8 protein-coding genes are annotated in these 11,149 nt (G+C 46.4%); 5 read left to right on the forward strand and 3 right to left on the reverse strand.

Annotated features, from left to right (window positions below):
- Positions 1-322: 322 nt before the first annotated feature.
- The 3 genes from ACWB0I_RS11560 to ACWB0I_RS11570 all read right to left on the reverse strand — a co-directional run bounded on the left by ACWB0I_RS11560 (position 323) and on the right by ACWB0I_RS11570 (position 5,425).
- Positions 323-1,207 (reverse strand): DMT family transporter, encoded by an 885-nt coding sequence (locus ACWB0I_RS11560; protein ID WP_479388224.1) that lies wholly within the window; start codon positions 1,205-1,207, stop codon positions 323-325.
- A gap of 128 nt (positions 1,208-1,335) precedes the next feature.
- The gene (locus tag ACWB0I_RS11565; protein ID WP_479388225.1) at positions 1,336-3,501 is read right to left on the reverse strand and encodes an amino acid permease; all 2,166 of its coding nucleotides are present in this window, start codon (positions 3,499-3,501) and stop codon (positions 1,336-1,338) included.
- A gap of 13 nt (positions 3,502-3,514) precedes the next feature.
- Positions 3,515-5,425: a Na+/H+ antiporter NhaC family protein gene (locus ACWB0I_RS11570; RefSeq protein ID WP_479388226.1), complete on the reverse strand. Its 1,911-nt coding sequence runs from the start codon at positions 5,423-5,425 to the stop codon at positions 3,515-3,517.
- Positions 5,426-5,584: 159 nt separating this feature from the next.
- On the opposite strand from ACWB0I_RS11570, the gene ACWB0I_RS11575 reads away from it, so the two are divergent.
- From ACWB0I_RS11575 to ACWB0I_RS11595, 5 genes are read left to right on the forward strand one after another with little or no spacing between them, the layout of a single operon-like run.
- Entirely contained in the window at positions 5,585-6,853 is a 1,269-nt protein-coding gene (locus ACWB0I_RS11575) for a GWxTD domain-containing protein (RefSeq protein WP_479388227.1), read from the forward strand.
- Between the two features lie 8 nt (positions 6,854-6,861).
- Complete coding sequence (locus ACWB0I_RS11580) at positions 6,862-7,947, forward strand: Gfo/Idh/MocA family protein (protein ID WP_479388228.1); 1,086 nt, start codon at positions 6,862-6,864, stop codon at positions 7,945-7,947.
- Between the two features lie 36 nt (positions 7,948-7,983).
- The gene (locus tag ACWB0I_RS11585) at positions 7,984-9,390 is read left to right on the forward strand and encodes an aminotransferase class V-fold PLP-dependent enzyme (protein WP_479388229.1); all 1,407 of its coding nucleotides are present in this window, start codon (positions 7,984-7,986) and stop codon (positions 9,388-9,390) included.
- A 21-nt stretch (positions 9,391-9,411) separates the two neighbouring features.
- Positions 9,412-10,614 (forward strand): alanyl-tRNA editing protein, encoded by a 1,203-nt coding sequence (locus ACWB0I_RS11590; RefSeq protein ID WP_479388230.1) that lies wholly within the window; start codon positions 9,412-9,414, stop codon positions 10,612-10,614.
- Positions 10,601-11,149 carry a hypothetical protein gene (locus tag ACWB0I_RS11595; RefSeq protein WP_479388231.1) on the forward strand — a complete coding sequence of 183 codons (549 nt, stop codon included), beginning with the start codon at positions 10,601-10,603 and terminating at the stop codon, positions 11,147-11,149. Before ACWB0I_RS11590 ends, ACWB0I_RS11595 begins: the two co-directional genes overlap by 14 nt.

Consider the following 11,149-nt stretch of genomic DNA (forward strand, 5'->3'; position numbering starts at 1 on the left):
TGCGAAGGGGCAACTTATGCCCAGGCGGTGAGGAACCGTGCCGGCATGTCATTCTGAGAATCCCTTACATTGGCAGACCATTCGAAAGAGCAATGTAACTCGTGCTTCAATCCGCGACTTTGTGAGGCGAAGCATTTATGGCGAGCTTTTGTTTTAAAACCCATCCTCCCGCCCCCCTTCCCTTTAATAAAAGAAGGGAAGGGGGCGGCGGGTTAGAATACTTCCTTCAAAAGATCTAATCCCGCCACAGCGGGATAGAAGTTTTGAAGGAAGTATTCTAATCTTACAAAAACCCTGTTGTTGAACAACCTTTCTTTCCCCTTCATTCGGTCGTGGCTTTACTGACCAGCCCAATTCCGGCAAAGATAATGACCATACCTACGATAAGTTGCCACGAAATTTGCTCCGCCTTAATGAGCCACCCCCAGAACAGAGCCATGGGCGGGGTTACAAAAGTGATTAAGGACATTAGCACTGCCGAGGTAGTTTTTAACAACCAGAAGTAGAGGACAAAAGCCAGGGCCGTTCCCAGTAAGCCCAGATAAAGCAAAGAGAGCAGGGCTTTCAAATCAAATTGGGCGCTTGGTCCGGGCTCTAAGAACAGGTGCAGGGCATACAAAGTCAACGAAGCATAGAGGATGGGAAAGGTGTTCAGGGTCACCGGATGAAAACGTGCCCGCGCTTTTTTGCCAACAATGGTCCCTAAAGCAGAAAAGGCCGGGCTGATTAACACAGCAATCATGCCGTAAATGCCGTAGGGATGGCTTATTTTCAACTGATCATGAAAGATAATCACCACGCCCAGAAAACCGGTTAAAATACCCAGCATCTTCTTTAGAGTTATTTTTTCTGAGGGCAGCAGCTTGATCGAAAAAAGCGCCACATAAAAAGGCATTACGGAAAACAGAACAGAGGCCAGACCGGAGTTGATGTACTGTTCGCCCCAATAAACCAGGGCATACCCACCAGTAAAATTGATCAGGCTGAACCACAAAAAAAAGAGATGAGTCTTTAAATCTCTTGGGACCGGTCGGTTCATTTTGAGCGAATAAAGAAACAGAGGTACAAAAGCAATAAAAAAACGCCAGCCAGCCGATAAAAAGGGCGGTAGCGACTCCAGTCCGATTTTGATGGCCAGCCAGGTTGAACTCCATATCAATGAGAGCAGGGCAACGACAAGAAAGACAATTCCTTTGTTTGTTTTCACCGTTACTAAATCCTTTTAAAGTTAACCAGGCCGAAAATACACAAATTGCTAAATCAAATCAAAACAATCCATTTCGCTTTTGAGTTAAAAAATTCCTTTTCCGGTCATCGCTTTTTATAAAGAATACCTTAAACCATGGCGTTTTCCAGACCCGAATCCCGTACAAAAATGCAAGACGAATTGACCCGTTCTGGAGCCTGGCGCATAAAATCGAAGGGCAAGGTCTGAGCCAGCCCAAAGATATTGATATCGGCGTTGGGCGCTTTACCCATGGCCTCTTTAAATTCGCCCTCTAACACGTAGAATTCAGTCATGGAGGGTAAGCGTGCGCGGTCGGAAAGGCGCTCTAAGAACTGATGGAGACCCTGTTTTTTAGAAGCATCCGCAGTGGCGGTGATCAGATTGAGTCTTCCACCCCAATTGAGTTGTAGCTGCAGGGAGATCAAAATGGCTAAATGCCAGTTCGGGCTCTGGTCGCGGAGCCATAAGTTAATGTTTTGTTGCATGCCAAAGGCGACCCGCTGGTGTTGCCGTAAAATGAGCAGACCCAATTGATGATCGCGGGCGTAGGCGCTCAGTGTTTCAATAATTTGATCTTTGGCCGGTTTATTACCCAAGGTTAAAAAAAGCGTGTTTGGTCGCATGGAATAGGCCTTCAGAGTCTGAATGACCAGCAGGGCGCCGTGTAAAAAATCATTGTCCTGGATGGCTGTGGTGTGTACCAGCACCTGTTCCCTGGTAAATGGCTCGAATAATTTTTTTAATTCACGCTCTGTCTCCTGTACTTTTTCAGCGGTTACCGTAAAAGCGAACACACTGCCTGCAGGATTGACCACATTTTTAATAAATAAAAGCGATCCAGACCAGACCCGGGGATCATCAATGGGGATGAGCAGATCGGGCTTCCAGGAGACCTGGTGTCGCGGAAAACGTTGTGCAATTTGTGCGGCTTTTTCGGCCAGCATTAAAAACATTCCACCGCGGATGTCGCCCCACTCAGCGCGTAGTCCCCGCTTTCCCAGCCAAATGTAGAGTACCACAATGGTTGTGATGGCCACGGCGCTAAATAGCGGATTAATCAAAAACATGACAAACAGGCTGCCTATTGCGCCAATGAAGGGAACAAAGGACGGTACTTTAAAAGTTGGCCGGAAACTGATGATGCGCATCTTTTGTTGAATGAAGACCACAAAATTAATCATGCCGTAAGTAATTAAAAAGAACATGGTAATTAATGAAGCCAGCGCATTTAAATTCCCCAATAGCAGGGCCAATTCAACCAGAATGGCCGTAAAAATGAAGGCGTTTAACGGTTCGTGAGCGGCTGTTTTTCGGGCAAAAAATTTAGAGAAAGGAATAGTTTTGTGTTCGGCCAGGGCCTGTAAAATGCGCGGAGCTCCTAAAAAACTGCCCAGCGCCGAAGAAAAGGTAGCGGCCAAAATACCCATTAACACCAGCCAGCCCCAGCGGGCATGATCGACCATGACCATTTGATTGGTGCGTAATTCTTCTACAGGGATGTGGCGGGCAGCGGTGTAGGTCAGAGCCAGATAAACCAGCATGGTTACCCCGATGGCGCTCAAAGTACCCAGAGGAATGGCTTTGCGTGGCTCCTTCAGATCGCCGGAAAGATTGGCTCCGGCCATAATTCCTGTTGCCGCCGGAAAAAAAATGGAGAAGACATACCAGAAATTACCGTCTTCAAATTTGCCAAGTAAAGGGATGGACGATTGAGCCGGACTGGGCGTGTTGAAAAACGATAAAAGCGACAGGCCAATAATGCCTAAAATGACATATTGCGTTTTAATGGCAAAATGCGTGCTGATAGAAATAATAATCAACAGCACAATCCAGATTATAGTAGAAATGAGAAGCGGATTGTGTGAAGGGAAAATGCGCAGCCAGCCCTCGGTAAAACCAACAATGTACAGAGCCACTGAAAGCATCTGGGAAATGTAAAAAGGAATGCCGATGCTACCGCCTGCTTCCAGACCCAGCGATTTGGAGATGATGGAATAGGCGCCGCCCGCTCCAATTTTGATGTTGGTGGTAATGGACGACATGGAGAGGGCCGTACAGGTTGTAATGGTTTTGGAAAGTAAAATGATCAGAACGGCTCCCAACAAACCAGCATTACCAACCACCCACCCCAGGCGTAAATACATGATAACGCCCAGGATGGTCAACACATCCGGCGTAAATACCCCTCCAAACAGGCCTAATTTTTTAGGTCGTTTGTTGTGCATGGCACTTACTCTGGCGAAGAGGCGCTCTAATTGTGTTTTAAAATCCAAAGACTTTCTCCCGCTATTCTACTTTTTTGCCCCCAAAACGGGCGATTAAAACAAGCAGCACGAATCCAAGCACTAAACTGACCCAGGGGCTGATGCCATAGCCAATCAGCAAATAACCAGCTATTAACGAAATCAGGGCCGCTATGAAGGCATAGGGCAATTGGGTGCGGACATGATCCACATGATCGGCACCACTGGCCATGGAAGACATGATGGTCGTGTCCGAAATTGGAGAACAGTGATCGCCAAAGGTGGCTCCGGCCAGGATGGAGGCAATAGAACTCAAAAAGATATGATTTTGCAGCAGAGGGCTGATCTCCGCATCCAGCCTGGGCAGCTGGTGGGCCATGGGAATGACAATGGGGATTAAAATGGCCATGGTACCCCAGGAAGTACCGGTAGAAAGGGCAATCACCCCGGCAGTGATAAAGGCGATGACCGGAATGAGATGCGGAGAAAGAAAGTCCCCGGTCAAAAAGATGACGTATTGAGCAGTTTGTAAATCGGTACAGATGTTGCCAATGGACCAGGCCAATGTTAAAATAATGGCTGCCATAACCATGGCTTTTACGCCTCCCACCCAGGCCTGCAAAGCCTGTTCTAAATTCAACAGGCGTTGGGCCATAGCCAGAATAATGGCCACCAGGCCGCCGGAAAAAGAGGCCCACATGAGCACAGAAAAGGAATCGGCGTTTCCGACCACCACGCTAATATAACGCAATCCAGACAATCCTTCAAAAATCAAGCCTGCCTTTTGGGCATTTTGATAGCCCGTAAACCACAACCCTAACAGGGTAGCCAAAATGACCACGCTAACTGGAATAAAAGCGTTGTACCAGCGCAATGGCAAACCAGGAAGAGGATTCAATTCCGAATTGTCAAGATCTGCCAGAGGCACTGCCCCAGGACGCAACACGGCTCCTTCCTGTACGCAGCGCTTCTCCGCTTTGTACATGGAAAATAAATCCCGATTGCTGATTGCAATCAAAAAGCCAAACATTAAAGTAAAAATGGGGTAAAAATTGTAGGGAATGGTTTTAATAAAGGTGATGTAAGGATTAAGTTGTAATCCTATGACCTGAAAAGAATCATTCATCAAGCTAAGCTGGTAGCCGATCCAGGTAGAAATGATAGCCATGGTGGCCACCGGAGCCGCTGTTGAATCGACCAGGTAAGAGAGTTTTTCGCGGCTGATCTTCAATCGATCGGTCAGAGGACGCATGGTATTGCCCACGATTAACGTATTGGCATAATCATCAAAAAAGATCAGAACGCCCATTAACCAGGTGGCCAGCTGGCCTCTCTGGCGGTTCGAAGCAATGCGCGTCAGGCTTTTAACGATGCCCATGGTACCCCCGGATCGGGAAATGACGCCGACCATTCCTCCCAGGGCCAGGCTAAAAATTAAAATGGCCATGCGTTCGGGATTGGCCGGAGCTTTACCAACGTATTCGGTTAAGGTGTTTAAAAAGCCGACAAACGGATTGTAATCGAACAAAAAGGTAACGCCCAGCCAGGTGCCAAAAAATAAGGAAACGATCACCTGACGAAACATTAACGCCAGTACAATGGCCATCAGCGGTGGAAGAATGCTAAGCCAGTTTGGAATGACTGTTAATTCAGTTTGCCAGTTAAGCTGCGGAGCAACCAGCAGGTAGTGGCCGGCATCCGGAAAGCGAATTTGGGGCAGCAAAATCTTCTGTTGATGTGCGTCTCGTTTAACAATGAGGGCAATGCGCCCGTCAGCGGACTCTAGAAAAAATTGCGGAGTAACATTCGAATCCAGCGGCACCTGGTCCACAATCAGATCGTATTGCAGGCCTGAGAGATAAACGCGTTGTTGGTTTTCAAGCACAGGCTTCTGACCAAAGGCCGGCGCAATATTCAGTGCAAAAAGAACGATTACAAACCACAATCTTTGCATTTTCCTCCCGGAACACATGGTTCACCAATGCGCGTTCATGGGCTTTGCGCTTTTGCCGTTTTACAGACGAGCATTTTCATGTAAGCCCTAACACGCAACATATTAACTTGATTTGCAAATTTTGAGCCGTTAAATTGTTAATTTAAGGGGATAAAGAATATGATTCCAAGAATAATTAGCTGGGCATTGATTGGATTTTTATTTTTAAGTGCACAACCCGATCAGAGCGTGAGAAAATTAAAAACGCGCTATGGTTTTGAGGTCGATCGTTTAAAGCCCATTACTTATCAGCTTTTTGTACATCGCACAAGAGATTGGAAGCCCCTTATTTACCTGGCAGTGGACATCCAGAACGATCTATTACAGTTCGTAAAAACAGACGGCGGTTACCAGAGTCAATTCCGCATTAGTGTAGCTATTCGGGATGAGAAAGAAAACCTGACCAATAAAAACTCCTGGAACGAACAAACGCAAATAGCCGATTTTGAACGGACCAACTCCAAAACCGAATTCCAATACCGAATGTACACCCTGAATGTTTTCAGCAAAGATTGGAGCGGAAAACGATTTGGAAAGTTTCATCTGTTTCTGGAAATCAACGATCTTGTTTCCAAAAATATTTATTCCTTCAAAAAGCCATTTGAAATTGACAGTCTCGATAGACCCTGGTCCAGTACCGAAATTGCCTTTTTGAAAGATCGGGCGGACAGCGCCCATTTTCCTTTAATGGGCCGAGATCAGGTATTGCGATTTAATCATCCGGCCTGGATCTTTGTCCGCCTTAAAAACAAGGATCAACAGACCCTCACTTTCAACCTGCGTCTCTACCAGCAGGGCAAAAAAGGAAACACCCTGTTTAGGCAAAAATTCATCCGCCTGCAAAGTACGGATGGTATTTTTGATCTTCAGACCAGTTTGCCCATGGATTCGCTTGACGAAGGAAAGTATTTGCTGCGCCTGAGTTGCCAGCAATGGCAAAAAGAGAAGGCCTTCCAGGTGTTCTGGTTTGAAAAACCAACCTACCTCTATCGTTACGATCTGGCCATCCGGCCCATGAAGTTAATTCTGGATGAAAAGACATTTAAATATGCCAGAAGTTTAAGTTATGATGAGTTAGCGGAGTGGTTTAAATCATACTGGAAAAAACGCGATCCGACGCCCGGTACCGCCTACAATGAGTTGATGGCAGAATTTTTTAACCGCGTTCAGATTGCGAATAAAAGATATTCCAATCGGCACCGAGAAGGCTGGGAAACCGACCGTGGACGAATTTACATCCTGTACGGCCAGCCGCGGGAAATTGACGATCATCGATATGCTGCCGAAACCAAACCCTATCAAATTTGGGTCTATTCCGATAGTTTGCAATTTATGTTTGTCGATCGAGATGGAGATGGTGAATTTGAATTAGTCAATGAAGAAAAGTGAGGTTACAAATGGATTTTAATAAAATACGTGTTGCAGTGATTGGCGTGGGACATCTGGGAAGCATTCACGCCAATTTGTACAAACAGGTCCCGGAAGCTGAACTGGTGGGCGTCTATGATATTGACCAGGAAGTGTGTAACAGAGTAGCCGATTCCTTACAGGTTAAGGCATTTCAGAGCCTGAAGGAAATTTGGCCGGCGGTCGATGCCGTAAGCATTGTTACGCCCACAACCACGCATTTTGATCTGGCCATGGAGGCCCTGCAAAACCAGAAGCATGTGTTCATCGAAAAACCGGTTACAGACAAGGTGTTTCAGGCCTATGATTTAAAAAAATTCGCCCAACATCAGGGACTCAAAATTCAAATTGGCCATATTGAACGATTTAATCCGGCGGTACTGGCTTTACAAGACGTAAAGATCGATCCGCTCTTTATTGAAGCCCACCGCCTGGCAACTTTTAAACCCAGAGGAACCGATGTGGCCGTGGTGCTGGACTTAATGATTCACGACATCGATCTCATTTTGAAAATGGTAAAAAGCGAGCCTACGCGCATTAGCGCCAATGGCGTGGGCGTTGTGTCCAGTCATATCGATATTGCCAATGCGCGCATTGAATTTAAAAACGGTTGCGTAGCCAATCTGACAGCCAGTCGCATTTCTGCCAAAAAGATGCGTAAGATGCGTATTTTCCAGAAAGACGCTTACATTTCCATGGACTTTAATGAAGGCATTTCAGAAATTTTCTATCTGGAAGATGACCAGCACCCTATTTTTGAGAATGGTACCCTGGCATTGTCTTTAGGCGAAATTGATCTGGGAGAATTCAAAAAAGAGATTAAATACAACCGCCTTAAACGAGACCAGGTCAATCCTTTGCAGCAGGAGTTGATCAGTTTTATTGACGCGGTTAAAAATGACCTTGAACCGGTAGTCTCCATTCAGGACGGCATTAATGCCCTGAATCTGGCGCAAAAGGTGATGAAAGAGATCAATCGTCACCAGCATTACCTCAGCCAACAAATGGGGGTAAAAATTCATCCTACGCCAGTGAAAAAAAAAGTGGATGAAGGGGTTGTTCAGAAAGAGAAATAAAAGGCTCAAACAGCACAAAAGGAAAGAGGACTAGAAATGAGTGACCTATTTGTGAACACACAGGCGATCCGAGAAAAAATTGTTGGTTGCCAACAAAAGGTTCCGACGCTTTCCGGAGAAATGAAACATTACATCAATTTTGACAATGCAGCCAGTACGCCCAGTTTAAAACCGGTTCTGGAAGCCATTAACCAGTTCATGCCCTGGTATTCCAGTATTCATCGCGGAGCAGGATTTAAATCTCAGCTCAGTACCAGAGTGTATGATAAAACGCGGGAAATCGTTCTGGAATATTGTAAAGGGCAACCGGAATTTCATACGGTTGTTTATGGGAAAAATACCACAGAATTGGTTAACAAAGTGGCCCGACGACTGATTACTCGTGATGACGAGGTGGTTTTTAGCACGCGCATGGAGCACCATTCCAATGATCTGCCCTGGCGCTACAACCAGAACGCTGTTTTTATTGAAGTGGACGAGCAGGGAAGGCTGGATTTAAACGACCTGGAAAAAAAACTACGCGCCTTCAGTGGTCGAGTAAAATTGGTGGCCATGACTGGCGCATCTAACGTAACGGGCTATTTAAACCCGATTTACCAGGTAGCTGAAATGGCGCATCAGCATGGCGCCCAACTGCTGGTTGACGCGGCCCAGCTGGCTCCGCACCGTCCGTTAGACATCAAAAAACAGGACGATGAGCAACATATCGATTTCCTGATTTTTTCTGCACATAAGATTTACGCCCCGTTTGGCCAGGGGGCCCTGATCGCCGATATTGACTTTTTAAAACAGGGCATGCCCGACCAGGTTGGCGGCGGTGTCATCGATATTGTGGATAACGAATATGTACACTGGACCGCTCCCCCGGAAAAAGATGAAGCCGGTACGCCCAATGTGGTGGGGGCGTTGGCTCTGGCCAGGGCATTGCAGGTGTTTAAAGAGATCGGTATGGAAAATATTGTGGAGCATGAAAAACAACTAACGCGTTACGCTCTGCAAAAAATGAAAACCGTACCCGATCTGACCATTTACGGCTCGGATGATGAAAACGATGTGGAAAACCGTCTGGGCGTGATCACCTTTAACCTGAACGGCTTTCATCATGGGCTGGTGGCTGCCATTCTTACCTATGAATATGCGATTGGCGTGCGGAATGGCTGTTTTTGCGCCCATCCGTACCTGAAACGCCTGCTGAAAATCAGCCCTGAAGAAAACAAAGCTTTTGAGGAACGCCTGATGCAGGGAGATCGCAGCAACATCCCCGGCGCTATCCGCATGAGTTTTGGCATGTACAATACCCCGCAGGAGGTAGATCGGTTTATCGAAGCGCTGCAAGAGATCTCCGGCAATCAATATTCCGGAACGTACCGCCAAAATAAAGCGACCGGAGAGTTCCACCCGCAAAATTTTCGTTTTCAATTTAATGGCTACTTTGAACTGTAGTGTAAAAAGGTGGCTGGCAGAATGACGGAAAAATTTTATTATCAGGCTCCCTACACGCAAAAGTTGGTGGTCACCCTCGTCGATGTGCGCCAAAAAGAGGGGGAATTCTGGCTTTTAACGGACAAGACTCTCTTTTACCCCGGAGGCGGAGGGCAATTGCCCGACAGAGGAACAATTGAAAAGCACACGGTCAGCGATGTCCGGGAAAAAAATGGCAAAATCTGGCACAAGGTGGAGGGCGAGGCCCTGAACTTTGATATTGGGCAGAAGCTGGTCATGGAGCTGGATTGGGCTTACCGCTATTACCAAATGCAGCAGCACAGCGGGCAGCATCTGCTTTCTGCGGTTCTGCACCGGGCCGGATGGTCCACGGTTTCGGTGCATCTGGGGGAATCGTACACGCTAATTGAGGTGGAAGGCCGCCTTCCGGAAATGTCTGAATTAAAGATAATTGAAACAGAAGCGCAGCACTGGATTGCCCGGGCCAGACCCGTTTTAACGCACTGGCTTACACCCCAGGAGCTGGAGCGTTTCCCTTTAAGGCGCCCGCCTAAAGCCTTTGATAATATCCGCGTAATTGAAATTAAAGACCTGGATTTTTCGGCCTGCGGGGGCCTCCATGTGCAGAATACAGCGGAGATCGGTCTGATTAAGATTCTTGCCAGCGAAAAGATCAGAGGCCGGGCCAGAATAAAAGCTTTGATCGGCGAACGGGCATTTAACTATATGGAAGAACTGCACCAGACCAACCTGCTTCTCAGGGAAAAGTTGAATACAGATCATACGCAATTTAATGAGCGCATTGTACAGTTACAGGAAGAATTAAGCTACTTAAAACGTTTAAAAAAGTTTTACGAACCCTTTTTTGTGGAGGTCAAGGCCAGGGAGATGGCCGAACAGTCAGGCGACATTGTAGTCGTAAAGCTGGAAGAGGGAGAGCAGCAAGATGCGGCGGCCATCGCCAAAACATTGAGCGAGGATTTCCTAAAAGTGGCCTTCATTCAATTTGACCGGAGGTTTTTCCTGACATCGCCTTCGACCCGGCAGTTTGACACCATTAAATTCCTCAAAGAAAAGGCCGAAAGTTTGGAATTAAAAGGTGGCGGCCCACAGGGCTTTTGTCAGGGGATTATGAAACGGAATAATTTAAAACAGATTGCAGAAACGATTCATTCCATGATCAGCCAAAATGAGAAAGGAGAAGTAACAAATGAGCGGCATTAAAGGTATTGTTTTGCTTGGTCGTCTGAATTTTGTAGAAGAAAAATATGGGAAAGAGGGATTAAAAGATTTTCTGGATAAATTAAATGTGAATAAAGAGAGCCCGTTGTTTCAGCCGGTTATCATTTCCAAAGATTACCCTGAAAATCTGCTGACCGATCTGGATCGCGTTCTTTTAGAACACTATTTCAACAATGATCTGCAAAAATTTTACGATTTAGGAGTCTGGCATGCCCAGCATTTAATGTCAACCTATTTTCAGATATACATTGATGAAAAAAATCCAGGCGGTTTTTTAAATCAGATGACTCACCTGCGGCCCTACCTGATAGGACTGGGAGAGGTAAACGTCAGTGAAATTGAACCAACGGAGTATTATCTGCTCATCAATTACGGACAGGAGTATCCGGAATCGGTTCGCTTGAGTGAATTGGGCTTTATTGAAGAAGGTCTGCGTATGTGTGGGGCCAGGGATGTGAAATCAACCATTGAAGAAAAGGATGAGCTTTCTGTTGAATACAAATTTACCTGGAAATAA

This window comes from Caldithrix sp., from assembly GCF_056497305.1.